At 65.0% G+C, this 25586-nt stretch carries 21 protein-coding genes; 10 read left to right on the top strand and 11 right to left on the bottom strand.

Annotated elements, in window-relative coordinates; translation table 11 throughout:
- The first annotated feature begins 16 nt into the window (after nt 1-16).
- The 3 genes from QME24_RS01610 (at nt 17) to QME24_RS01600 (ending at nt 2661) form a co-directional block, all read left to right on the top strand.
- A complete protein-coding gene (locus tag QME24_RS01610) occupies nt 17-934 on the top strand; it encodes an AEC family transporter (protein WP_054903942.1) in 918 nt (305 codons plus the stop codon).
- 32 nt (nt 935-966) lie between these two features.
- The gene (locus tag QME24_RS01605; RefSeq protein ID WP_054903941.1) at nt 967-1578 is read left to right on the top strand and encodes a cell wall hydrolase; all 612 of its coding nucleotides are present in this window, start codon (nt 967-969) and stop codon (nt 1576-1578) included.
- A 231-nt stretch (nt 1579-1809) separates the two neighbouring features.
- Entirely contained in the window at nt 1810-2661 is an 852-nt protein-coding gene (locus QME24_RS01600; RefSeq protein WP_047149650.1) for a CAP domain-containing protein, read from the top strand.
- 34 nt (nt 2662-2695) lie between these two features.
- On the opposite strand, the gene QME24_RS01595 is transcribed toward QME24_RS01600, so the two are convergent.
- The gene (locus tag QME24_RS01595; protein WP_029887073.1) at nt 2696-3670 is read right to left on the bottom strand and encodes a helix-turn-helix domain-containing protein; all 975 of its coding nucleotides are present in this window, start codon (nt 3668-3670) and stop codon (nt 2696-2698) included.
- A 105-nt stretch (nt 3671-3775) separates the two neighbouring features.
- On the opposite strand from QME24_RS01595, the gene QME24_RS01590 reads away from it, so the two are divergent.
- Nucleotides 3776-4387, top strand: a complete 612-nt coding sequence (locus QME24_RS01590) for a LysE family transporter (protein ID WP_280091313.1) — start codon at nt 3776-3778, stop codon at nt 4385-4387.
- 41 nt (nt 4388-4428) lie between these two features.
- Here QME24_RS01590 and QME24_RS01585 read toward each other — a convergent pair whose 3' ends face one another.
- The gene (locus QME24_RS01585) at nt 4429-5631 is read right to left on the bottom strand and encodes an MFS transporter (protein ID WP_054905563.1); all 1203 of its coding nucleotides are present in this window, start codon (nt 5629-5631) and stop codon (nt 4429-4431) included.
- Between the two features lie 104 nt (nt 5632-5735).
- Nucleotides 5736-6641 carry a LysR family transcriptional regulator gene (locus tag QME24_RS01580; protein ID WP_225785600.1) on the bottom strand — a complete coding sequence of 302 codons (906 nt, stop codon included), beginning with the start codon at nt 6639-6641 and terminating at the stop codon, nt 5736-5738.
- Between the two features lie 318 nt (nt 6642-6959).
- Here QME24_RS01580 and QME24_RS01575 point away from each other — a divergent pair, with 318 nt between their 5' ends.
- Nucleotides 6960-9377 (top strand): glucose/quinate/shikimate family membrane-bound PQQ-dependent dehydrogenase, encoded by a 2418-nt coding sequence (locus tag QME24_RS01575; RefSeq protein ID WP_054905561.1) that lies wholly within the window; start codon nt 6960-6962, stop codon nt 9375-9377.
- 128 nt (nt 9378-9505) lie between these two features.
- Nucleotides 9506-10774 carry a carbohydrate porin gene (locus QME24_RS01570; RefSeq protein ID WP_009686532.1) on the top strand — a complete coding sequence of 423 codons (1269 nt, stop codon included), beginning with the start codon at nt 9506-9508 and terminating at the stop codon, nt 10772-10774.
- 70 nt (nt 10775-10844) lie between these two features.
- Here the strand turns inward: QME24_RS01570 and argE are convergent, their stop codons facing one another.
- Complete coding sequence (gene argE / locus QME24_RS01565) at nt 10845-12005, bottom strand: acetylornithine deacetylase (RefSeq protein ID WP_054905560.1); 1161 nt, start codon at nt 12003-12005, stop codon at nt 10845-10847.
- The gene (locus tag QME24_RS01560; RefSeq protein WP_054905559.1) at nt 11998-12675 is read right to left on the bottom strand and encodes a DUF1028 domain-containing protein; all 678 of its coding nucleotides are present in this window, start codon (nt 12673-12675) and stop codon (nt 11998-12000) included. The genes argE and QME24_RS01560 overlap by 8 nt, the downstream gene beginning before the upstream one ends.
- Before the next feature lie 308 nt (nt 12676-12983).
- On the opposite strand from QME24_RS01560, the gene QME24_RS01555 reads away from it, so the two are divergent.
- Together QME24_RS01555 and QME24_RS01550 are read left to right on the top strand one after the other, a co-directional pair.
- Entirely contained in the window at nt 12984-14303 is a 1320-nt protein-coding gene (locus QME24_RS01555) for an NAD(P)/FAD-dependent oxidoreductase (protein ID WP_054905558.1), read from the top strand.
- Entirely contained in the window at nt 14303-14719 is a 417-nt protein-coding gene (locus QME24_RS01550; protein WP_029887064.1) for a RidA family protein, read from the top strand. The genes QME24_RS01555 and QME24_RS01550 overlap by 1 nt, the downstream gene beginning before the upstream one ends.
- A gap of 170 nt (nt 14720-14889) precedes the next feature.
- Here QME24_RS01550 and QME24_RS01545 read toward each other — a convergent pair whose 3' ends face one another.
- The 4 genes from QME24_RS01545 to pgm form a co-directional block, all read right to left on the bottom strand.
- Nucleotides 14890-17295, bottom strand: coding sequence for a TonB-dependent receptor (locus QME24_RS01545; protein ID WP_054905557.1), 2406 nt, complete (start codon nt 17293-17295; stop codon nt 14890-14892).
- A 66-nt stretch (nt 17296-17361) separates the two neighbouring features.
- Nucleotides 17362-18306 carry a FecR domain-containing protein gene (locus QME24_RS01540; protein ID WP_280091240.1) on the bottom strand — a complete coding sequence of 315 codons (945 nt, stop codon included), beginning with the start codon at nt 18304-18306 and terminating at the stop codon, nt 17362-17364.
- A complete protein-coding gene (locus tag QME24_RS01535) occupies nt 18303-18815 on the bottom strand; it encodes a sigma-70 family RNA polymerase sigma factor (RefSeq protein WP_009686523.1) in 513 nt (170 codons plus the stop codon). Before QME24_RS01535 ends, QME24_RS01540 begins: the two co-directional genes overlap by 4 nt.
- Before the next feature lie 77 nt (nt 18816-18892).
- Nucleotides 18893-20530, bottom strand: a complete 1638-nt coding sequence (gene pgm / locus QME24_RS01530; RefSeq protein ID WP_054905555.1) for a phosphoglucomutase (alpha-D-glucose-1,6-bisphosphate-dependent) — start codon at nt 20528-20530, stop codon at nt 18893-18895.
- A 204-nt stretch (nt 20531-20734) separates the two neighbouring features.
- Here pgm and QME24_RS01525 point away from each other — a divergent pair, with 204 nt between their 5' ends.
- A complete protein-coding gene (locus QME24_RS01525) occupies nt 20735-21382 on the top strand; it encodes a DUF1345 domain-containing protein (RefSeq protein ID WP_009686521.1) in 648 nt (215 codons plus the stop codon).
- Between the two features lie 274 nt (nt 21383-21656).
- Nucleotides 21657-21917, top strand: a complete 261-nt coding sequence (locus QME24_RS01520; RefSeq protein ID WP_009686520.1) for a DUF1652 domain-containing protein — start codon at nt 21657-21659, stop codon at nt 21915-21917.
- On the opposite strand, the gene QME24_RS01515 is transcribed toward QME24_RS01520, so the two are convergent.
- Nucleotides 21914-24004 carry an EAL domain-containing protein gene (locus QME24_RS01515; RefSeq protein WP_281690736.1) on the bottom strand — a complete coding sequence of 697 codons (2091 nt, stop codon included), beginning with the start codon at nt 24002-24004 and terminating at the stop codon, nt 21914-21916. The two genes, QME24_RS01520 and QME24_RS01515, sit on opposite strands and share 4 nt — an antisense overlap.
- 173 nt (nt 24005-24177) lie before the next feature.
- Entirely contained in the window at nt 24178-25578 is a 1401-nt protein-coding gene (locus QME24_RS01510; protein WP_280091241.1) for a muconate/chloromuconate family cycloisomerase, read from the bottom strand.
- Between the last annotated feature and the right edge of the window lie 8 nt (nt 25579-25586).

Here is a 25586-nt window from a genome sequence, read left to right as displayed (position 1 = left end):
ACCACGGAACGTTGACATGCTGCAGTTGCTGCTGACCACCCTGCTCCCGATCATTCTGCTGATTGCCCTGGGTACTTTCCTGCGCCTGCGGGGGTTTCTGGCCGAAACCTTCTGGCCTGGCGCTGAACGCCTGAGCTACTACGTACTGCTGCCAGCGCTGTTCCTGCATGGCCTGGCCACCGCCAACCTGGAGGGTGTGCCGGTGCTGGGCATGGTCGGCGCGCTGATGCTTTCCACCTTGGCGGGCGCGGTGATGCTGGTGCTTTACCAAGGCATGGCAGACCACGAGGGTGCCGATTTCACCTCGGTGTTCCAGGGCGGTATCCGCTTCAACAACTACATTGGTGCTACCCTGGCTGCCGGCCTCTACGGCAGCGCCGGCATAGCCCTGGCCGCGGTTGCCAACGCGGCCATCGTGCCCCTGGTCAACCTGCTCTGCGTGCTGGTGTTCGCCCGCTTCAGCGCCCGCCACAGTTCGCCAGCAACCGTGCTGAAGGCAATCTTCGCCAACCCGCTGATTGTCGGCTGCGCGGGTGGCCTGCTGCTGCGTTTGACCGGGCTGGGCCTGCCGCCGGGCATCGAGCCCACGGTCAAGGCCCTGGGCCAGGCTGCCCTGCCGCTGGGGCTGCTGTGCGTGGGGGCAGCGCTGGGCGGCGCCCGCCTCGGCCAGCAGGCGCGGCCATTACTGGCGGCTTCGGCGTTCAAGTTCCTGGTCATGCCCGTGACCACCTGGGGCCTGTGCCGGCTGCTGGGCCTGGGCGGCCAGGCCGCAGTGGTGGCGGTGCTGTTCCAGGCACTGCCGACAGCCTCGTCCTCCTACGTAATGGCGCGGCAAATGGGCGGCAATGCACCGTTGATGGCCACCATCATCGCCCTGCAAACCGTGGCCGCCGCCGCCACCCTGCCTTTGGTATTAATGCTTACGCTTGGCTAGACTGGCATCAGCCCACCATTGGGAGTTAGACCATGCGCTTTTCGTGGATGCTGATCGGCCTGACCACCGCCCTGCTTGCCGCCCCCTTGCACGCTGCCGACCCCGCCAAAGCCGCCGTGGCCGAGGGCAAGGCCGAGGCCCTTGAAGAAAAAGTGGTCGAGGCAGCGCCCCCGCCCAAGCCCGCCGAAAAGTTGACCCCGAGCGAAGCGCAGGCCGTGGACCCGGCTGGCAAGGCACCGCTGGATGACAGCCTTACCTGCCTGGCGCGCACCCTTTACTGGGAAGCCAAGGGCGCCGATGCCTCAGACATGGCCGCCGTGGCCAGCGTGGTGCTGAACCGCCTGGGCCAGGATGGCTTTCCGGATACCATCTGTGGTGTGGTCAAGCAGGGCGTTGAAAGCAAAGCCTGCCAGTTTTCCTGGTGGTGCGACGGGCGCCCCGACCAGGTCGAGGAGCCGCAGCGCTACGACGTTGCCAAGGAAATTGCGCGCAAAGCCCTCAACCAGCAGTTGCAGGATTCCACTGGCGGCGCGCTCTACTTCCATGACCGCAGTGTGCATCCAGCCTGGGCCAAGACTTATCGCCGAACGGCCAAGACCACGCACTTTTTGTTCTACAAACCCAACCAGGCTTTGGCCCGCTGACAAGGCACGTGTTAGCGCACACTGCCCTGTCACCCGACTGGTCGCCGGCTTTTAGGTTTATTTGCCCCAGATTCGCACTTTTGCGGCGGGCAATGGTCTACCTCCCTTCGTGTACCGCCGGCACTAGTTGCCGGCGTTTTATTTGCCTTGCACCCGCCTGGGCCAAAAGCCCCGAGCTTGTGTAGGATGAGCAGCGCCTACCACGCCGCTGCCAGTCATAGGGAGATACACATGCGCGTGCTGTCATCCGTTGCCGCCTTGTCGCTTGGCCTGTTGATTTCGACCGGGGCATTGGCCGTTACCGGCGAAGAAGCGCAACTGATCGCGTCGATCAATGCCTACCGCAGCCAGGCCCAACCTTGCGGTGGCGAGGCATCGCTGGAACTACCACCGCTGAACAGCGATACCCGCCTGGCGCTGTCGCCGGAGGGCACCCGCGATCTGCAGCAGGCCATGACCCGGGCGGCCTACCCTATGGTCAATGTGCAGGCCATCAGCCTGTCAGGGCCGCGCGATGCGCCTGCGGCCATGCATGCCATCGAGGAAAGTTTCTGCCAGGTGGTGCTGGACCCGCAGTTCGTCGACATTGGCGTCAGCCAGGAAGGCCGCGATTGGCGTATCGTGCTGGCCCGGCCACTGCTCAGTGGCCGCCTCGGTGACTGGCAAGCCGAAGGGCAGAAAGTGGTGGAGGAAATCAACGCGGCCCGCAAGGTGGCCCGGCAGTGTGGCGGGCAACCCTTCGCTGCCGCCCCGCCGTTAAGCTGGAACACGGTGCTGGCGGGGGCTGCCGCCAACCACACGCGGGCCATGGCCAACCAGAATTTCTTCGACCACATCGACAAGGATGGCCGCACCCCCGGCGACCGGGCGGAGCTGGCCGGCTACCTGTATCAGCAGATCGGCGAGAACATTGCTGCTGGGCGTGACACTGCGCACAAGGTGGTCGAAGGCTGGCTGGACAGCCCCGGGCACTGTGCCACGTTGATGAACCCCGAGTTCCGCGACCTGGGGGCTGCCTACGCAGTGGACCCAAAAAGCGATGCGGGCATCTACTGGACCGCACTGTTCGGCACACCACAGTGAATTCGAGCCCCCTTGCAACCCTGTCAGGCGCGCTTCAGCCCTGGTGTGTAGCTGCTCGCAGCTCGAGCGCGGTACAGCCAAACCGCGCCCGCAGGCATTTGCCCAGGTAACTGGCATCGCCCAGGCCGACTTCATCGGCAATCTGCGCCAGGCTGTGCGTGGAGTTGAGCAAGCGCCAGCGTGCTTGCTGCAGGCGCATTTCGCGCCACCAGGCCTTGGCACTCAGGCCATGACTGGCATGAAACTGCCGGTCCAGCTGGCGCCGGCTGATGCCCAACGCTGCCGCCAGTTGCTCCACCGCCAGCGGCGCCCCCAGGTGATGGCGCATCAGTGCCTGCGCCTTCTGCACCTGGCGCCCCGGCCCGCTGCCCGGCTCCAGGGAGCGCAAGGCATGGCGGCTGTCGCGGGTTTCATCCACCAGCATGTCGGCCAAGCCCTTGAGTGCCCGCGTGCGACCGCAGGCACGTGACAGCAGCGCGACAGCCAGGTCGATGGCCGCCGTGCCACCGGCGCAGGTAATACGGTTGCCATCGATGCAGTACAGTTGCTCAGGCAGTAGCTGCACATGCGGGAACGCCGCCCGGAATTCGGCTTCGTGGCGCCAGTGCACCACCACCTTGTGCCCACGCAACAGGCCGCACGCCGCCAGCAGGAAAACACCATTGTCGACCCCGACCAATTTGACGCCCGCCTTGCTGGCGCGCTTGAGCAAAGCCTGGTAGCGCGGTGCAAGTGCGGCGGTGGCCATGGCATTGCGCCCGCCGAACAGCACCAGGTAGTCGAAACTGGCCAGCTCGAGGTCGCCGGCCACGGCCTCGACCTGCAGCACTGCACCGCTGCTGGAAGGCACCGGTTCACCACCCAGCCCCGCCACCGTCCAGCTGCAATAACGCTGCTGGCTGTAGTCCTCGTCATCGGCGCTGAAGCGCAACTTGTCGAGGAAAGCGCCAAACGGCAGCAAGGCAAAATCCGGTAGCGGCAAGATCAGCAAGCGAATATCGGGATACACAGTATTCACGTCCAGAAAGTACCATCGAATGTCCGGATATTACCCTGCCAGCGCCACCATTGCGCCCTAGACTGGCGCCCTGTTCATCACATGGCGTTACCCGGCATGAACCTCGACACATGGCTCATCTACCTGCTGGCGAGCATCGGTTTGTCGCTCACCCCAGGCCCTAACAGCCTGCTGGCCTTGACCCACGGCGCCCTGTATGGGGCCCGGCGAACCCTGTTCACCATTGTCGGCGGCGTATTCGGCTTCAGCGCGCTCATCGCCCTGGCGATGTTCGGCCTTGGTGCATTGCTGCAGTCCTCGGCGTCGGTGCTTGGCGTGCTGAAATGGCTAGGGGGTGCCTATCTGGTCTGGCTAGGTGTGCAGCTGTGGCGCAGCCCAGGCCTGCAGTTGGAACTCAATGCGGGCAACACTGGGCTGAACAACGCAGGGTTGTTTCGCCAAGGGCTGCTGTCGGCCATGGCCAACCCCAAGGTGCTGCTGTTCTACGGCGCGTTCCTGCCACAGTTCATCGACCCACAGCGCGGGCTGCTGTTGCAGTTCGTGGTCATGGCGGCCACCTTCGCCAGCGTCGAGTTTCTGGTCGAATACCTGCTGGCGCGGCTGGCGTACCGCGTTCGGCCCTGGCTGAGCAAAGCAGGCAAAGGCTTCAATCGCTGCTGCGGGGGCTTGTTCGCCCTGATTGGCGTGGCCTTGCCCTTGAGCCGCTAGCCCCTGGCACAGGCAGGCCACTGCCACTGGCGTTGCAGCGCCTATCGAGCCTGGCGTGCCTGGAAAACGAAGACCAGCAGCGCCAGCCCCGGCAAGGCGGCGCCCACCAATGCCACCCCTGGCCAACCAACCTGGCTGAACAGCGCACTGGCCACTGCCGAACCCACTGCCCCGCCAAGGAAGATGCTGGTCATGTACACCGCATTCAAACGCCCACGGCTGGCCGGGTCCAGTGCATACACTTCACGCTGGCCGATCACCATGTTCATCTGCACCGCAAAATCCAGCAGCACACCCGTCAGGCCCAGGCCGATCACGCTGTAGCCGGGCACCGTCAAACCCAGCAGCAAGGCGGCCGGCGCCAGTAACAGCGCCAGTAACGACCCCGCCCGGGCATGCCCGGCATCGGCCAGGCGGCCGGCAATGGGTGCCGCAACCGCACCCACTGCGCCGACCAACGCGAACAAGGCAATCTGGCTTTGCGACAGGCCATGCCCTGCAGCCAGGGCCAGCGGCACCGCCGTCCAGTAAAGGCTGAATGCGGCGAACATCAGGGCCTGGTAGAGCGAGCGCTGGCGCAGCAGCGGGTAACGGCGCAGCAAGGTGAGCAGCGACAGCATCAGCCCTGCGTAACTGGCCTTGTGCTCGGGCCGACGCTGCGGCAGGGTCGACGCCAGCAGCAGGATGATCGCCAACATCACCCCGGCAGCGCCGATGAATACCGCACGCCAGCCGAAGTGGTCGGCCACCAGGCTGGACAACGGCCGGGCCAGCAGGATGCCCAGCAGCAACCCACCCATGATGTTGCCCACTACCCGACCGCGCTGGTGCTCGGGTGCCAGGTGCGCCGCCAGCGGAATCAGCATCTGCACCGCCACTGAACTGAAGCCGATCAGCAGGGCGTAACCCAGGAACAACTGCCCCTGGCCACTGCCACTGGTACCTGCCAACAGCAGGCTGATGCAGGCCAGAACGGCGGTGGCCACCATCAGACGACGGTTTTCCAGCAAGTCGGCCAACGGTACCAGCAACAACAGGCCCAACGCATAGCCGAGCTGGGTGAGGGAAACGATCAGGCTGGCATGTTCGGTAGACAGCCCCAGGTCCGGTGCGATCAGCCCCACGATGGGTTGGGCGTAGTAGATGTTGGCGACGATAGCGCCGCAGCAGAACGCCAGGAGTACCACCAGGGCCCGGCTCAGGCCGGCAGTGGCCGGTTGCGCTGACGCGACGGAAGGGTTCATGCGAGGTTCCTCGACAAGGTATGGGGATGACGGCCACCTTACCTGCGGGCAGCGGCGCCGAGAATTGGGCAGCTACGCAACGCGCCTTTGCGTACAGCGCAACGCTAGCGACCAGTATTCAGCACATTTTCGCAAAACCCGATGAAAGCGCTGACCCGTCGCGAACCCCGGTGGTTGGGCAGGTACAGGGCGTTGATACAGTCGTTGGCGGTGCCAGGGTTGGCTTGCCATTCAGGGAAGAGGCGCTGCAGCCGACCGCCTTCAACATCTTCGCGTACCAGCCAGTCGGCCAGCAATGCAATACCGCTGCCTGCCAGCGCCGTTTCGCGCAACATGTCGGCGTTGGCACTGCGCAGCGGCCCGCTTACGTCCAGCTCCAGGCTTTCCTGGCCACAGGTCAGCCGCCAGGGCCGTGCTTTTTGCCCATAGCGAAAACGCAGGCAGGGGTGTTCAAGCAGCTGCCGGGGATGCAGGAGCGGCCCGCGCTCGGCCAGGTAGCCCGGGCTGGCGACCAGCCAGCGTTGGAAGCGGCCGAGTGGGCGGCATACCATTTCATCGCTGGGCGCTGGGTCACCCAGGCGGATCGACAGGTCATAACGCCCGTCGAGCAGGTCGTCGATGCGGTCGCTAAGATCGATGTCCAGCTCCAGCGCCGGGTGGCGCGCCAGAAACGGCCCCAGGTGCGGGGCGATGACCCGCCTGCCGAACTCCACCGGCAAGCACAGGCGCAGCACACCGACCGGTTCCTCACCGCGGTCCGAGATGCTGGCATCGGCCTCGTCCAGCGCCTCGAAGATGCCTCGGGCGCGCTGGTAGTAGCGCGCGCCTGCCTCGGTCAGACTGACCTGGCGCGTCGAACGATTGAGCAAGGTGGCACCCAGCGCCGACTCAAGGGCATCGACCAGGCGCGTCACCGATGAGGTCGCCACCCCCAGCCGGCGTGCAGCCGCTGAAAAACCCTGGGCATCGACGGTGGCCACGAACATTTTCATCGCCAAAAGTTTGTCCATGTCAGGCCGTCCTCGAAAACTCGCAAAGGTCTAATAAACCGCCAGCCCGGTCAAGAAGCATGGCGCCAAGCAAACAGGGCCATGGCGGGCGCACGCCCAACCGGCGTTAAGCCTACAAATGAACGTAGCCGCGATAAAAAAACCTTGCCCGCCATACCCGGTGTTTTCCTGCATTTTTCCAGGCACGATCTAGAATTTTAGACACACCGCGTTAAGTTCAGCCCTGCGACAATCAGCCTCACAAAATTATGTACCAACTTGTTAATTAGCAAGCTAAGGGATTAAACTGCGCGCATTCCACCTGCTGAGATCCCTGGCATGAACGAAACACCGCGCGCCTCTGGCGCCTCTAAAATCATCCTGATTGGCCTGGGCGTGATCATCGCCCTGCTTGGCCTGCTCCTGGCTGCCGGCGGCGTCAAACTCGCCGGCCTGGGCGGTTCCTGGTACTTCCTGATCGGCGGCCTGGCCATGGCCATCGCCGGTGTGCTCATTGCCCGCCGTAAAAAAGCGGGCGCCTGGCTGTACGCGCTGTTCCTGGTTGGCACTGCCCTCTGGGCGCTGGTCGACGCCGGCCTGGTGTTCTGGCCGCTGTTCTCGCGCCTGTTCATGTTCGGTGTCATCGGCATGGTGGTAGCGCTGGTGTACCCACTGCTGGCCCGCGCCAATGGCGCCAGCGCCGGGCGCGGTGCCTACGGCGTTGCCGCGGTGATGGCCGTGGTGCTGGCGGTTGCCGCCGGCAACATGTTCGTCGCCCACCCAAGCGTGGCCCCTACTGGCAAAGGCCCGGGCATGACCGCGGTCGAGGCCGGCAAGGAACAGAAGGACTGGGCCCACTACGGTAATACCGAAGGTGGCAGCCGCTTCGCCGCGCTGGACCAGATCAACCGTGACAACGTGAACAAGCTGAAGGTGGCCTGGACCTACCACACCGGCGACGTCGCCATCAGCGACGGCAACGGTGCCGAAGACCAGCTGACACCCCTGCAGATCGGCAACAAGGTGTTCATCTGCACCCCGCACAACAACCTGATCGCGCTGGATGCCGACACCGGCAAAGAGCTGTGGAAGAACGCCATCAATGCCCAGTCCAAGGTCTGGCAGCGTTGCCGTGGCCTGGCCTATTTCGATGCCACTGCGGCCATCGCCCAGCCGACCCAGCCCAACAGCTCGCCGGTCACCGGCGGTAGCGTGCCGGCCGGCGCCAACTGCCAGCGTCGCCTGCTGACCAACACCATCGATGGCCGCCTGATTGCCGTCGATGCCGACACCGGCAAGTTCTGCCAGGGCTTCGGCAACAACGGCCAGGTCAACCTGATGGCCGGCCTGGGCGATGTGCCAGACTCTTACTACCAGCTGTCCTCGGCACCGCTGATGGCCGGCACCACCGTGGTGGTCGGCGGCCGCGTTGCCGACAACGTCCAGACCGACATGCCAGGCGGCGTGATCCGTGGCTTCGACGTGATCACCGGGGAAATGCGCTGGGCCTTCGACCCGGGCAACCCGGAAGACCGCCAGGCCCCGCAGGGCGACAACACCTACGTGCGCAGCACCCCGAACAGCTGGGCACCGATGTCCTACGACCCGGCGATGAACACCGTATTCCTGCCGATGGGCTCGTCGTCCACCGACATCTACGGTGTTGAACGCAGCAAGCTGGACCACACCTACGGCGCTTCGGTGCTGGCCCTGGACGCCACCACCGGCAACCAGAAGTGGGTGTACCAGACCGTGCACAACGACCTCTGGGACTTCGACCTGCCGATGCAGCCGAGCCTGATCGACTTCACCAAGGACGACGGCCAGACCGTACCTGCGGTAGTGATCGGCACCAAAGCCGGGCAGATCTATGTGCTCGACCGCGCCACCGGCAAACCGCTGACCCAGGTCGACGAAGTTCCGGTCAAGCCAGGCAACATTCCAAACGAGCCGTACTCGCCAACCCAGCCCAAGTCGGTGGGCATGCCGCAGATCGGCGCGCAGACCCTGACCGAGTCGGACATGTGGGGTGCTACCCCGTATGACCAGCTGCTGTGCCGCATCGACTTCAAGAAGATGCGCTATGACGGCTTGTACACAGCGCCTGGCACCGACCTGTCGCTGAGCTTCCCGGGTTCGCTGGGCGGCATGAACTGGGGCAGCCTTTCCACCGACCCGGTGCACGGTTTCATCTTCGTCAACGACATGCGCCTGGGCCTGTGGATCCAGATGATTCCGTCGCAGAACAAAGGCAATGCAGCGTCCGGCGGCGAAGCCCTGAACACCGGCATGGGTGCAGTACCGCTCAAGGGCACCCCGTATGCGGTGAACAAGAACCGCTTCCTGTCGGTAGCCGGTATTCCATGCCAGGCGCCGCCGTTCGGCACCCTCACCGCGATCGACATGAAGACCCGTCAGGTGGCCTGGCAGGTACCGGTGGGCACCGTTGAAGACACCGGCCCGCTGGGTATCCGCATGCACCTGCCGATCAAGATCGGCCTGCCCACCCTGGGCGGCACCCTGTCGACCCAAGGCGGCCTGGTGTTCATTGCCGGCACCCAGGACTTCTACCTGCGCGCCTACAACAGCGGCAACGGTGACGAAATCTGGAAGGCGCGCCTGCCAGTGGGCAGCCAGGGCGGCCCTATGACCTACGTTTCGCCGAAAACCGGCAAGCAGTACGTGGTCGTGACAGCGGGCGGTGCGCGCCAGTCGACCGACCGTGGCGACTACGTGATCGCTTACGCCTTGCCGTAACACAGCGTCGCCCCGTTCGCGGGTGAACCCGCCGCCACAGGAGGATCACTGCCCCGGCAAATGGTGCAGCCCCTGTGGCAGCGGGTTCGCCCGCGAAGAGGCCCGAACAGACAACCCGAGACACAGCAATGCCATCCGTAATTCGCTTCACCCCCACCCTGCTGCTGGCGCTGGCCAGCAGCACTGCACTCGCCAACGACGACCTCCTCACCCGCAGCACCCTCACCGGTGACTGGGGCGGCCTGCGCCACCAGCTGGAACAGGACGGGGTAAAAATCACCGGCGACTACAGCGGTGAAACCGCCTACAACGCGCATGGCGGCCTGCACCGCTCGGCGCGTTACTCGCAGAACGTCAAGCTGGGCGTGCAGTTCGACCTGTCGAAGCTGTACGGCCTGGACAACGGCGGCAAAGTCCAGCTGACCATCAACGACCGTCGCGGCAACAGCGCGTCGGACGACTTGGTCGGCAACCGCCTGCCGATCCAGGAAAACTACGGCGGTCTGTACACCCGCCTGACCGAGCTGAGCTACGAACGCACCCTGTTCACCCCTGCGCTCAACGTCAAGCTGGGCTACATGGCCATGGGCAACGACGTTGGCGGCCTGGACAGCGGCATCCTGTGCAATTTCATGAACGCCGGCTTCTGTGGCCACCCGCTGAACATGTCGGGGGGCAGCGGCTGGACCAACTACCCCAACGCCCACCTCGGCGTGCGCGTGAAGTACGACCTGTCGCCCGCCTGGCAACTGCGTGTGGCAGCGTTCAATGTGGACCCCGAGAGCAACGGCAATTCCAGCCGTGCCTGGCACCTGGGGCCCAAGCACACCACTGGCACCGTGGTCCCGGTGGAGCTGGTGTACAAGCTGCAGGGCGAGCTGCCGGGCGAGTACAAGCTGGGGTACTACTACGACAGCTCCGACGTGAAGCGCATCGGCAGCGACGACGAAGTGTCGGGGCGCGGCGGGCACTACCTGCTGGTCGACCAGGCGCTGTGGAACGATCAGGCCTCGCCAGGCCGCAGCCTGCACGCCTTCGGCCAGTATTCGGCGTCGAGCAAGGCCGCTTCGCCGTTTACCAAGTGGTATGGCGCCGGGGTGGTGCTGTACAAGCCGTTCGAAGGCCGCCCGAGAGATACCGTGGCACTGGGTTATGGCCGCGCCGTACCCAACCCGCGTAGCCGCGATGTGCTGGAAGATGCTGCATTCAACGCCGGCCAGCCGTTCCCCGATATCGACAGCGCCGAGCAGTTGATCGAGCTGAGCTACGGCTACCAGGCCACGCCATGGCTGAACCTGCGCCCGGATGTGCAGTACATCATCGAGCCAGGGGCGTTCACTGGCAAAGACATCGACAATGCGCTGGTGGTGGGCCTGCAGGTAAAAGCAACCTTCTGAGTCGCCGGGGGCCGCACTGCGGCCCATTCGCGGGTGCATCCGCGCCCACAGAGCCCCGGCAGTTAAACCGTCAAGCCTGCCTGAGGTGATCCACCAGCCTGAGCAGCATGGCATCGCAGCCCTGCAGCTGTTCGACACTGACGAATTCATCCGGCTTGTGCCCCTGCTCCATGCTCCCGGGCCCGCACACCACGGTGGGGATGCCCGCCTGGTCGAACAGCCCGCCTTCAGTACCAAACGCCACGGTGCCGAACTTGTCCGAACCACTGAGCAGCGCCACCAGCTGCGCAGCTTCGCTGTTCTGCGGTGTAGCCAACCCCGGATAGGCACTCAGCGGCTGCAGGCGAATGGCGCTGTCGGCGTGGACCTTGCGCATGCGCGGCAGCAACTCGGTCTCGGCATAGGCCTGCAGTTGGTCCGCCACCGCCTGTGCCTCGAACCCCGGCAAGGCACGCACCTCGAAATCGAATTCGCACTCGGCCGGCACGATGTTCAGCGCCCTGCCCCCTTTGATCACCCCGGTCTGCACCGTGGAGAACGGTGGGTCGAAACGTTCGTCGTGATGCTGCGGCAAGGCCAGCGCGTCGCCGATATCACCCAGCTTGCCGATAAGCCTGGCGGCATACTCGATGGCATTCACGCCATACGGTGCATACGCTGAATGGCAAGCAGCGCCATGCACCTGGCAGCGCATCGCCAGTTTGCCCTTGTGCCCCAACACGGGTTTGAGTTCGGTGGGCTCACCGATCAGGCACAGCCGTGGTTTGTGCGGGCGCTGTTCGAGCGCTGCGAGCATCGAGCGTACACCCAGGCAGCCGACCTCTTCGTCATATGAAAATGCCAGGTGCACCGGCATGCGTAGCGGCTGGGCGAGAAAGGCTGGTACCGCTGCCAGCACTGACGCGATGAAGCCTTTCATGTCGGCTGTGCCACGGCCATACAAGCGGCCATCGTGTTCGCTGAGGGCGAACGGTTCGGCCGTCCAGGCCTGGCCGTCTACCGGCACCACGTCGGTATGCCCGGACAGCACCACGCCGCCAACATCCTTGGGCCCGATGGTGGCAAACAGGTTAGCCTTGGTTCTCTCCGGGTTGTGGAACAGCTCGCATTCCACGCCCAACCCGGCCAGGTAATCGCGAATGAAGCCGATCAGCGCCAGGTTTGAGTCACGGCTGACCGTGGCAAAGCCGACCAGCCTGGCCAGCAGCGTGCGGCTGGCAAACTCACTCATCGCCCGGCACCCCGTAGCTTGGCGCAGAGGTCGGGTTGAGGGCGCGGGTAACGTAGTCTTGCATTTGTGGGCGGTAGGCTTGCCACAGGCCATCGAGCGCTCCGATCGGGTCGTTGTCGGCCCAGTCGACGCGCAGGTCCACCAGTGGCCAGGTCAGCTCGCCCGCAATTTTCAGCGCCGCCGAGTGTACCGGCCCCGCCTCACCGCCCGCAGCCATCGCCGCGTGCATGGCCGCCAGCAGGCGGTCGGCCAGGTGCCCACCGGCCTGTTCGAAGGCCAGCACCATCGCTTCGATCACCACGGTGGAGGACAGCAAATTGCCCGCCGCCGCGCATTGCTCGCCGGCCACGGCATGGTGTGTGCCAAGCGCCTCGCGCCCCGTGAACAAGGCCACCTGGCCGGTGCTGTCGATCACCGTCACCTGGCGGTACTCGCTCCAGCCATTGGCGCTCAACACCCGGTCCAGCGCAGCGGCGGGTGGCAACTGGCCCTGCTCCATGGCGTCGAGAATCTGCGGGCCCAGCGCCGGCAGGGTGATGTTCTGGGTAGCGACCGCGCCCACGCCGGCACGCACCCACGGGCAACGGGCCCCTACGGCGATGCTCGACGAGCTGATGGCAATACCGATCTGGCCGGTTTCCTGGCAGCGACCAATGATGGAGAAGGTCATGGCATGGTTCCTGTGTGCTGTGCAATGCAGGCCATTCTGGGTGGAACCTTCGGGCAGGCGAAACCACCTTTTTCCGAGGAGCTAGGCAGGAAAAAACTAGGGTCTGAGGCCCGCTCCCACAGCGAGTGCGCGAGCTTTCAACGTTTCAACACGACAGTTGCGTTCACAAGATCCGGGCCTTCGCCGTTTTATCGGCAAGCCCCAGCTAAATACTATTTTCGCCATTTGCGCAGCATCCCTAGTCTGGCCCCAGGCAACGGCGGTCCCCAAACCGACCTGACAAAAACCGCCTGAACAAGGGCTCGGACATGACACTGAACAACTTCGAAATCGACACCCTCGTGGTCGGCGCCGGCCAGGCTGGCGTGGCCATGAGCGAACACCTGAGCAAGCTGGGCGTGCCGCACCTGGTGCTGGAGCGCAACCGCATTGCCGAGGCCTGGCGCAGCGGCCGCTGGGATTCGCTGGTGGCCAATGGGCCGGCCTGGCACGACCGCTTCCCAGGGCTGGAATTCAACCTCGATGCCGACGCCTTCGCCGGCAAGGACCAGGTGGCCGACTACTTCGAGCAGTACGTACGCAAGTTCAACCTGCCGGTGCGCACCGGCATCGAAGTGAAGAAAGTACAGCGCAACAGCGACCGCCCTGGCTTCACCATCGAAACCAATGAAGGCGTGATCCGCGCCAACCGCGTGGTGGCGGCGACCGGCCCGTTCCAGAAGCCGGTGATACCGGCGATCGCGCCAAAAGACGCCAACCTGCACCAGATCCACTCGGCCGCCTACTTCAACCCCGAACAACTGCCCGAAGGGGCAGTGCTGGTGGTGGGTGCAGGCTCGTCCGGCGTGCAGATCGCCGAAGAGCTGATGCGTGCCGGCCGCCAGGTGTACCTGTCGGTCGGCGCTCATGATCGCCCGCCACGGGCTTACCGCAACCGCGACTTCTGCTGGTGGCTTGGCGTATTGGGTGAATGGGACGCAGAGATTGCCAAGCCTGGCCGCGAGCACGTAACCATTGCCGTGAGCGGCGCCCGTGGGGGCCATACGGTCGACTTCCGTGCCCTCGCCCACCAGGGCATGACCCTGGTTGGCCTGACCCGGTCGTTCGAAAACGGCGTGGCGCACTTCCAGGACAACCTGGTCGAGAACATCACGCGGGGCGATGAGAACTACCTGGCCTTGCTGGACGCCGCCGATGCCTATGTGGAGCGCAACGGCCTCGACCTGCCGCAAGAGCCTGAAGCGCGCCAGCGCCTGGCCGACCCGGCCTGCATGCTCAACCCACTGCAGCAGCTGGACCTGGCGAAGGCCGGTGTCCGCAGCATCATCTGGGCCACCGGCTACGGCGTGGACTTCAGTTGGCTGCAGGTGGACACCTTCGACGCCAATGGCAAGCCCCAGCATCAGCGCGGTGTCGCTCGCGAACCAGGTGTGTATTTCCTGGGCCTGCCGTGGCTGTCGCGCCGTGGCTCGTCGTTCATCTGGGGCGTATGGCACGACGCCAAACACGTCGCCGGCCACATTGCCACGCAACGCACCTACAGCGCCTACCTCGACCGCGACCAGCGCGCGGCCGACCGGCAGCGACCTGCCGCATTCAGCAACGTCAGCACCCTCGGAGCCCACTGATGCCTACCCATACCCGCATCCGCATGTTCAACACCAAGGCCACCTACCCCAACCAGACCCTGGACAACGACCTGTGCCAGGCGGTGCGGGCCGGTAACACCATTTATGTGCGTGGCCAGGTCGGCACCGACTTCGAAGGCAGGCTGGTGGGCCTGGGTGACCCGCGGGCGCAGGCCGAACAGGCGATGAAGAACGTCAAGCAACTGCTCGAAGAAGCCGGCTCGGACCTGTCGCATATCGTCAAGACCACCACCTACATCACCGACCCACGTTTCCGCGAGCCGGTGTACAAGGAAGTGGGCAAATGGCTCAAGGGCGTGTTCCCGATTTCCACCGGCCTGGTAGTGGCCGGCCTGGCCCAGGCCGAATGGCTGATGGAGATCGACGTGATCGCCGTGGTGCCGGACCAGGCGTGACCGGCAATTGCCAGGCGCTTGCCCTGTAGGAGCGGCCTTGTGTCGCGATGGGGCGCGAAGCGGCCCCGTTTTTTTGCGGCGAAGCTGAAGTTGCGGCGAAGCTGGAAATTTAGGGCCGCTTCGCGCCCCATCGCGACACAAGGCCGCTCCTACAGGGGACGGTGCAAGGCTTAGAAGCCGACCGTGGCAGACAGCAGATAGGTGCGTGGGGTCGACAGGGTCAGGCCCGGCTCGCTGTCATCCGGGGCCCCTGTCGAGCTCCAGTAGCGGTCATCCAGCACGTTCTCGACGCTGGCACGCAATGTGACCTCGGTCTCATCCACCTTGAACGCGTAGCGCGCCCCCAGGTCATAGCGCTCCCAGCCATCGATCTTCTTGCTGTTGTTCTGGTCCAGGTACTGCGAGCTGGAGTGGATACCGCGTGCCGTCAGGGTCAAGCCTTTGACCCCCGGCACGTCCCACTCGCCCCCCAGGTTCACGTTGTACTCCGGCGTGGCCGGGGCGCGGTTGCCGTCGTAGGCGCCATCGACCGTGTCGGTCAGCTCGCTGTCGATGTACATCACCCCACCCAGTACCCGCACACCCTGCACAGGCTCACCGAACACACTCAGCTCGATGCCGCGGTTATCACGCTTGCCATTGGGGCCGAACACCCGCGAAGCCGGGTTGGTTTCGTAGGCCGGCTGGCGAATGCGGAACGCGCTGGCGGTGAAGGCCACCTGGCCAAAGTCATACTTGGCCCCGACCTCGACCTGGCGGCTGGTGAATGGCGGAAATATCTGGTCTTCGTTGACCGAGGTCGACGGGGCGATCTTGCCTTGGCTCAGGCCTTCCATGTAATTGGCGTACAGCGACAACTGCTCGGTGACCTTGAGCAGCACCCCGCCAGAGGGCGAGACCTTTTCTTCGTCATAGGCGGTGTCGCCTTTGACGCCATCACTCCAGTCATCCACTTGCACCCGCTGCCAGCGCGCGCCCAGGGTCAGCAGAAGGCGGTCGTCGAAAAAGCCCAGGGTGTCGGCCAGGGCCACGCCGGAGAAGCGGTTTTCCGTGTAGACCTTCGAATCGAAGCGGGTGGGTGTGCCCGGCGTGGGTGTGGCCACCGGGTGGTAGAGGTTGCTGGGTGCGGCGGCATAACGGGCGCCGCCGTTGGTGAAGTCCATGTAGTAATAGCTGGCGGCCAGGTTCAGTTCGTGGCTGACCGGCCCGGTCTGCAGCCACTTGCGCAGGCCAGCCATGGCGGTACGCACAGATTCATCGCGGGTAAAGTCGCGGGGCTGCACACTGAAATTGCCGGCGTCATTGATGACCGACACGTTGTGGCGCAGGAAGTCATGGTTGCTCTTGCGCGCGCCGACCGCACCATAGGCCAGCAGCGAATCACTGATATCGTATTCGGCATTCAGTGCGCCAAAGGTGTCATTGGTGCGCGCCTTGCTCCAGGCCTGGGCATAGTTGTGGCGCACGTCATCGGCATCCGGCACCTTGGCGTTGGCGCCGATCAGCACACGCTCCTGCGGCGCATCGGTATCGCGCTCGGTGTGGCCCAGGTCGGCCGAGAGGCGCAGGCGCTCGCCGCGGAAATCCAGGCCCAGCACCGCCATCTGGCGATCGACAGACTGGTGGTCCCAGGCAGTATCGCCGGCTTGCTTGACGCCGTTGAAGCGCACACCGAACTGGTCACCTTCGCCGAAGCGCCGGCCGATATCCACGGCCCCCCCCACCTGGCTGTCGGAGGCATAGCTGCCGGTGAACATGGTAATCGGCTTGTCGCCAGCGCGCTTGGGTTGCACGTTGATGCCACCGCCTACGCTGCCCCGGGGCGATATGCCGTTGAGCAACTGGTTGGGGCCTTTGATGATATCGACCCGCTCGGCCATTTCCATGTCGATCGAATAGGTCGGCAAGATCCCGTACAAGCCGTTGTAGGCGACATCACTATTGAACAGGCTGAAGCCGCGAATGGTGAATTGTTCGAAGCGCCCGCCGGCGGGGTTGGTGGCGCGTACCGAGGGGTCGCTGGCAATCAGCTCGCCCAGGGTGCGGGCCTGCTGGTTCTTGACCACCTCGCTGGTGTAACTGGTGATGCTGAAGGGGGTTTCCATGAAGTCCCGCGAGCCGAGCAGGCCTTGTGCGCCCTGGCGTGCCACCTGGCCGCCAGCGTAGGGCTGCGATTGGCCAGGGGCGACCAGCCCGCCGACGATACTGGTAGGGGCGATTTCCAGGGCGCTACCGGCCTGGGGGGCCGGCACCAGGGTGAAGGCCCCTTCACCCACCGGGAGCCATTGCAGGCCGCTGCCACGCAGCAATTGGGCAAACCCTTCGTCAACACTGTAGGCGCCAGACAGGCCAGCGCTCTGCCGGCCTTGCACCAGTGCCGGGTCCAGCGAAAGGCTGACGCCCGCCTGGTCGGCGAAGCGGGTCAACGCGGCCCCCAGGCTGGCGGGCGCTACCTGGTAAGTGCGGCGCACGGGCTCATCGGCCCAGGCCGGTGAACACAGCAACAGGCTCATAGCGAACAACGGATGCGCGGCGCGCGCCAGTGGGCGCAAGCGGCAAGACTTTACTGCAGGCATTGAACAAGGCTCCCCTTTATTTTCTCCTACCGGTAATGACCGGCGAGTGAAAAAAAGGGGACAGCCTCATGCACGATTTTCTCGCGCAGACAAACTGACCCAGTAACGGGTGCGTGACTGCACCTGCAACGGCAGGCTTGCAGCCAGCAAGGCCAGCACCCGGTCGGTGTCGTCAAGGCGGAAGGTGCCGGTGACGCGCAGCCGCTCCAGCGCGGGCGCCCAGCGCAGCACCCCGGGGCGGTAGCGACGCAGCTCGTGCAACAGTTCGCCCAGCGGCCGGTCGTCCAGCCGCAGCACCCCTTCGCGCCAGCCCAGCCGCCAAGGGTCCAGCCCGCTGACCGCGCCGACGCCAGTTGCCAGCAAGCTGGCCTGCTGCCCTGCCAGCAGCGTGCGTGCCGGGCCGCGGGCCGGCTGAAGCTGGGCCCTGCCGTTGAGCACCGACACCCGGCAGGCGTCGCCCAACAGGCGCAAGCACACCTCGGCATCGCCCAGCAGCACCTGGCCCTCGGGCACGTGCAAGGTCAGTTGCAGATGCGCGGGCACCTTTACCGCAACCTCCCCGCGCAGCAAGGTCAGGCGCCGTGCACCGAGGTCGAGATCGACCGCGCTGTCGGTATTCAACTGCAGGAAGGTCCCGTCGCTCAACAGCACCTGGCGCTGCTCTCCCACCGCGGTGCGCAGGTCGGCAGCCCAGGTTTCCAGGGGCAGCTCACGGCTTGCCAGCCACGCCGCCGGCAGCACCGCCGCCACGCCCAGGGCGCGCTTGAGCAGCGCCCGTCGGCCGGCATCCGGGCGGTCCAGCGTGGCCATTGCCAACGCCCCTGGCAGCCCGGAGAAGCGCGCGCGCAACAAGGCTGCCTTGTGCCACGCCTGCTCATGCAGGCTGCTGCTGGCGCGCCATTGCGCGAGCCGCTGCAGGTCCTTGTCGCTGGCGGCGCCGGAATCCAGCAGTGCCAGCCAACGGGCAGCGGCACGCACGGCCTTGCGGGTTTCGGCGCTAGGTTGGGTCATTGCAGATCGGCCAACAGGCAATGCTCGTAAGCCTGCGCCATGTAACGTTTGACCGAGCGCTCGCACACACCCAGCCGCTTGCCGATTTCGGCATAGCCCAGGCCTTCCAGCTGGCTCCAGAGAAACGCCCTGCGCACCGGCGGCTTCAGGCCGTCGAGCAGTTCATCCAGTGCTTGCAGGGTTTCCAGCACGATCCAGCGCTGCTCGGGCGACGGTACATGCTGCTCAGGCAACTGCGCCAAGGCATCCATGTAGGCCTGCTCCAGGCTGCGGCGCTGGTGGAAGTTGCTGAGCAGGCGCTTGCCCACGGTAAGCAGGTAGGCGCGTGGCTCGCGGATGTCTGCCAGCGGCTGAGCACTGGCCAGCACCCGCAGGAACGTATCCTGGCTGAGGTCGGCGGCATCCCAGGCATTGCCCATGCGCCGGCGCAGCCAGCTTTCCAGCCAGCTGCGATGCTCCCGATACAGGGCAGGCAGGCTAGGCTCTTGTGGCGGCGCGGCGTCGATCATGGGAAGGCCCTGCGGCGGCGTAAATAGGATTAATTCTAATTTACATCGCGCCGCAGTTCCAAGTGCTTTGTTGCCGGTCAGGCGATAGCAGCGTCCACCAGCACCTGCGCTTCCTGCACCAGACGCTGCAGGTGGGCTTCGTCGATGAAGCTTTCGGCGTAGATCTTGTAGATGTCTTCGGTGCCTGACGGGCGTGCGGCGAACCAACCGTTGGCAGTCATCACCTTCAGCCCGCCAATCGCCTGGCCATTACCTGGGGCGTGGCTGAGGATCTGCACGATCGGCTCACCGGCCAGCTCGGTGGATTTCACCTGCTCCGGTGCCAGCTTGCTCAGCAGCGCCTTCTGCCGCGCATCGGCCTTGGCCTCGACGCGGGTGGCATAGGGTTTGCCCAGTGCCTCGGTCAGGTCGGCATAGGCCTGGCTAGGGTTGCGCCCGGTGCGGGCGGTCATCTCGGCAGCCAGCAGCGCGGGGATCAGGCCGTCCTTGTCGGTGGCCCACACCGAGCCATCGCGGCGCAGGAACGATGCCCCTGCACTTTCTTCGCCACCAAAACCGAGTGTGCCGTCGAACAGGCCTTGGGCAAAGAACTTGAAGCCCACCGGCACTTCATACAGCTCGCGGCCCAGGCGCTGGGTAACCCGATCGATCAGGCCGCTGGACACCACGGTCTTGCCCACGGCGGCATCGCTGCGCCATTGCGGGCGATGGCGGTACAGGTAATCGATGGCCACGGCCAGGTAGTTGTTCGGCTGCAGCAGGCCATCGGCCGTGACGATGCCATGGCGATCGTGGTCCGGGTCGCAGGCGAACGCCACGTCGAAGCGGTCGCGCAGGCCGATCAGGCCCTGCATCGCATACGGCGAGGATGGGTCCATGCGGATCTGGCCATCCCAGTCGACGGTCATGAAGCGGAAGGTCGGGTCGACCTCGGTATTCACCACTTCCAGGTCGAGTTGGTAATGCTTGGCGATCGCCGACCAGTAACGCACCCCTGCCCCACCCAGGGGGTCTACGCCCAAGCGCAGCTTGGCAGCACGGATGACGTCGAAGTCGATGACGTTTTCCAGGTCGGCCACATAGTGGCTGACGTAGTCATGGCGCTGGGTGGTGGCCGCCTGCAGGGCCTGGGCATGGTCCATGCGCTTGACGCCGGCCAGGTTGGCCGCCAGCAAGTCGTTGGCCTTGGCTTCGATCCACTTGGTCACGTCGCTGTCGGCCGGGCCGCCATTGGGCGGGTTGTACTTGAAGCCACCGCTTTGCGGCGGGTTGTGCGACGGGGTGATGACGATGCCGTCGGCCAGGCCCTGGGTACGGCCACGGTTATGGCAGAGGATGGCGTGCGACACGGCCGGGGTTGGCGTGTATTCGTCATCCTTGGACAGCATGACATGCACGCCGTTGGCGGCCAGCACTTCCAGGGCGCTGGCGGCGGCAGGGGCCGACAGGGCGTGAGTGTCGGCGCCGATGAACAGCGGGCCATCGATGCCCTTTTCCTTGCGGTACAGGCAGATCGCCTGGGTGATGGCCAGGACGTGGTACTCGTTGAAACTCAATTCAAGCGAAGTGCCGCGGTGCCCCGAGGTGCCGAAGGCCACCCGCTGGGCCGCCACGGCGGCGTCTGGGCGGCCGGTGTAGTAGGCGGTGAGCAGCCGGGGAATATCGACCAGCACGCTGGCTGGTGCCGGCTTGCCTGCCAAAGGACTGAGCTTCATGCAAAAACCTCGAGATCAACGGATGTTGGTGTTGGAACGTGCAGTGTACTGAGAGTTGCAAGGGTGTGCGATGGGCGCCAGCAAACAACACCGGCGTTGCCGCCGGCCACCCTGCCGCTGGCGGCCTGAAGCGCCCGGTGACCTGCCACCGGGTTGGCCACGACAGGCTAGAGTGATAGCCATATCGACCGAGAAAGAGGCCCCATGGCTTTCCACCGCCTGACCCGTACACACCCCCGCCTGAGCATCGCCGCCGTGGTCGGCCTGCTGGGCGGCTGGCTGATACCCGCTGGCGACAGCGTGCAGCATATTCTCGCTGGCTGGAACCTGGGGGTCTGGCTGTATCTGCTGCTGGTGCTGTACCTGAGCTGCAGCGCCAACCCGGAGAAAGTCCGCCAGGTGGCCCGCATCGAAGATGAAAATGCCGGCCTGGTGCTGCTGACGGTGTGCATTGCCGCCATCGCCAGCCTGGCCGCAGTGACGCTGCAACTGGTGTCCAGCCGCGGCCTGCAGGGCAGCGCCCAGGCCCTGCACTACCTGTACACCGGCCTGACGGTAGCGGGGTCCTGGTTGATGATCGGTTGCATCTTCAGCCTGCACTATGCGCGGTTGTTCTACACCGGGCGGCAGCATGAACCCCCCCTGCGATTTGCCGATGGCGAACGCAACCCCGACTACTGGGACTTCCACTACTTCTCGTTCACCATCAGCGTGGCCGTGCAGACCTCCGACGTGGGAGTGGCCGGGCGTGGCTTGCGCCGGGTAGTGCTGGCGCATTCATTGGTGGGGTTCGTGTTCAACACGGCGATCCTGGGGTTCACCATCAACATCGCAGCCGGTTTGCTGGGTTGAGCACGCCGTTCGTCTGAAAGCCAGGGGCCAGGGCCGACAGTGCAACCCGCATGAAAGGTGCGCCGGGGCGCACATCCAACAGGCGAAAACGTTTGCCCCGAGGGCTTTGGCACTGCGCCGGCGGGGCCGCAGATGTGACCGTTGTCATGCATCAATACATTTGTCATGTTCGCCGCTGAGAATCGCGCATTGCAGGTGCTATGTTTACTTACCCGGCGGCCGCATCGATGTGGCCACCCGCCCACTACGTCCAGGCACGGACCAGGAGGCTGGCATGAACAAGATGACGTTCCCCAACGCCTGCCAGGTGATGCGCTGGCATTTCCACCCGCTGGGCTTCGAAGCCAGCATGGATGCGCCACGCAGCATGGTCGCGCGGTTGTTCGACCGGGCCACCGGAGAAACCGTGCTGGCGATTGCCGGCATCCCGTGTGCGGCAATCATGGCCGCCGCCGATGTCGAACGCATCATCGAGGCCGTCGAGGCCGAGATGGATGCCTTCGCCCCCGCCTTTACCTTGCGCGACGCCGGTTAACCGGCTGCCAGGGCCCCCGGGCCCATCGCTTGCAGCTTGCTCAGAAATTGCTCGGCCGGTACGGGTTGCCCCAACAGGTAGCCCTGCAGCGAGTCACAGCCCAGGCGGGTCAGGAACGCCCGCTGCCGGTCAGTTTCTACCCCTTCGGCGACGATTCGCAGCCCCAGTGCCTGGCCTAGCGCGACAATCGCCGACACGATCGCGGCGTCATCGCTGTCCTGTTCCAGTTCACGCACAAAGCCCCGGTCGATCTTCAATTCGTTGGCGGGCAGGCGCTTGAGGTACATCAGGCTGGAATAACCGGTACCGAAATCATCAATGGATAGGTCCACGCCCATGTCGGACAAGCGCTGCAGCACCGTGAGGCTGGCATCGGCGTCATGCATGGCGGTGGTTTCGGTAATTTCCAGGGTCAGGCAGTTGGCTGGCAGGCCATTGTGCTGCAACGCCTGGGCCACGCTGTCGACCAGCCCGCAATGGCTGAACTGGATAGCCGACAGGTTGACCGCCATGCGCCACTGATGATGGCCTTGGTCCAGCCAGAGACGCATCTGCCGGCAGGCTTCGTTGAGCACCCATTCGGCAATCGGGATGATCAGGCCGGTTTTTTCTGCCAGCGCGATGAAGCGGTCAGGCATCAGCAACCCCTGCTGCGGGTGCTCCCAGCGCAACAAGGCTTCGGCACCGATGGGCTGGCAAGCCTGGGCGTCGAACTTGGGCTGGTAGTGCAAGCGGAACTGGCGCTGTGCCACGGCCTGACGCAAGTCCTGCAACAGCTGCAACTGCTGGCGGGCGTTGCTGTTCATCGACACGTCGAAGAACCTGTAGCCATTCTTGCCGGCGCTCTTGGCGTGGTACATGGCCGCGTCGGCATTGCGCAGCAGCTCGTGCTGGTCCTGGCCATTGCCCGGGTAAAGGACGATACCCAGGCTGGCCGACAACTGCAGGTCGTGCTCGGCCACCCGGAATGGCCGTGACACCAGGTTGACCTGCTTGACCGCCACGTCCATGGCATCGTCGGGTTCCTGCAACTGCACCAGCAGCACGAACTCATCGCCACCGATCCGTGCCAGGGTGTCCTGGCTGTGCAGGTGGCCGCGCAGGCGGGCGGCCACGGCCTTGAGCAGCAGGTCGCCAATGTGGTGGCCAAACGCATCGTTGACCGGTTTGAAACCGTCCAGGTCGATGAACATCAGGGCAAAACAGCCGCCCTGCTCCGCCACCCTGGCGATCGCCTGCTCGATGCGGTCGGCCAGCAAGGTGCGGTTGGGCAGGTCTGTCAGGGTGTCGTGCAGGGCCAGCTGGGTCAGTTCCTGGTTGGCCAAGGTCAGCGAACGGGCCAGCTCTGCGGTGCGCACCTCCAGGCGCGCGTCCAGCACCGAGGTCAACAAGGCTACCGCCAACACGGACAAGGTGGTGATAAGCACCAGGTAGACCAGGCCATCGCCTTGCAGGCCACCGCCCGCCAGCGCCCCGCAGAAGCTGCCATCCGGGAAGTTCGCCGCTGCCATGCCGGTGTAGTGCATGCCCACGATGGCCAAGCCCATTACCACTGCTGCCAGGCCGCGAATCTGCCGCACATAGGGTGTGTGCGCACGCAGGCGGAAGGCGATCCACAATGCCGCCGCCGAGGCACCGACCGCGATCAGCAGCGAGGCGCCGAACAGTGTCGGGTCATAATCGATGCCTGGCAGCATGCGCATCGCCGCCATGCCGGTGTAGTGCATGCAGGCAATGCCTGCACCCATGATCAGCGCGCCAAACGCCAATTGCAGCCCTGGCAGGCTTGGCTGGCTGACCAGCCACAAGGCAAAGCCCGATGAAAGCACGGCGATCAACAGCGAGAACGCGGTCAGGCCCAGGTCGTACCCCAGGTCGATGGGCAGGCTGAAGGCGAGCATGCCCACGAAGTGCATGGACCAGACGCCCATCCCCATGGCCAGTGCGCCACCGAACATCCACAAGTGCGCAGCCCGGCCCTTGGCCGTGGCGATGCGGCCGGCCAGGTCAAGGGCGGTATAGGACGCCAGGATCGCCACGCACAGCGAAATCAACACCAGCGAAGAGGAGTAGCTACCGGTCAGCATGGGGGTTTCCAGCACTGGGACGGGAGTCCCGGAAAAAGCTGACGATTGTACTCAAGCTTTGGCGAAACGCACGGGGTTTTTGCGAATGGAAATGGATCCAAAAAAGCCCGTAGCGGGTTTGCCAACGGAGCCGGTGCCGCGGCGGGTGGCAACGGCTTTGCGGGTGTTTGCGGCTAACCTTGCAAGGCGCGCGGGCGGTGGCTGCGTTCCTCGGCTTGCGGCGCCGTCGCCGCCTGCAGATGGAAGTCGAAGGCCAGCTCGGCAAAGCGCCCACCCTGCACGCCACGGTCATGCGCTGCCGCGGCATCCTCGACAAAGCGCAGCTCGCCGATCAACCCGTCACGGGTGGCATAGGCGAAGTCATCCCACAGATACCGGTCGCCGGCAAAATTGATCTGGGTGGTCAGGTACCGGTGCCCAGGTGCCGAAATGAAGAAGTGCACGTGCGCCGGGCGCTGGCCGTGACGACCGAGCTGGTCCAGGCACTCCTGGGTAGGCCCCTGTGGGTCGCAGCCGTAGCCCGACGGCACGATCGAGCGCGCCCGGTAGCGGCCCTCGGGATCGGTGACGATGCGGCGGCGCAGGTTGTACGCGGACTGGCTCGAATCGAAGTACGAGTACGTGCCTTGGGTGTTGGCGTGCCACAGGTCGACGGTCGCGCCCGCCAACGGCCGGCCGTCGGCAGCAAAGACCTGGCCGTGCAGGAACATCACCACCCCGGGGTCGGTGCCGTCATCCAAGCGCGCCTCCCCTTCTGCCAGCGGGGCACCGGCAACGTACAGCGGCCCTTCGATGGTGCGCGGGGTCCCCCCGCTTTCGATCGACTCATCGGCCATGATCGGTGCCGGGCTGCGCTGGTTCAGGCGCACCTGGCCAGCGCGGTTGATGCGCGAAATCGGCTGCTCGATCAGGTCGATGCCGTTGTCGCCCAGTACCTGGCATGCCCGCAGCGCCTGGGACTCGTCCCAGTACTGGTTGACGTCGACCCGCACGCTGGCGCTGTCGCCCAGTTCGCGCTTGATCGCCACCACATGCCTGAGGTCCTGGTCCACCGGGTTGGCACCGATCTTCAGCTTGAACACCCGGTGGCGGCGTATTTCCAGCATGTGCTGGGCTTCGGCGATATCACGCGCAGTGTCGCCGCTGGCCAGGGTCCAGGCCACCTCCAGGCTGTCGCGTACACGGCCACCCAGCAGTTCGCTGACCGGCAGGCCCAGGCGCTTGCCCTGGGCGTCGAGCAACGCGCTTTCGAGCCCGGACTTGGCAAAGGTGTTGCCTTTGGCCAATTTGTCCAGCTTGAGCATGGCCGCGTTGATGTTGTCTGCCGGCAGGCCGAGCAGCGCCGGGGCCAGGTACGCGTCGATGTTGGCCTTGATACCCTCGGGGCTTTCGTAGCCATAGGCCAGGCCGCCAATGGTGGTGGCCTCGCCCAGGCCTTCCACGCCATCGCTGCAGCGCACGCGCAATACCACCAGGGTCTGCTGCTGCAGGGTGTGCATTGCCAGCTTGTGCGGGCGAATGGTGGGCAGGTCGACGATGACTGCCTCGATACGTTCAATCAGCGCGCTTGTCATTGTTGCCA

The organism is Pseudomonas sp. PARCl1 (assembly GCF_947311875.1).
Taxonomy (GTDB): Bacteria; Pseudomonadota; Gammaproteobacteria; order Pseudomonadales; family Pseudomonadaceae; genus Aquipseudomonas; species Aquipseudomonas juntendi.
This window is presented reverse-complemented; position numbering and strand designations above follow the sequence as displayed.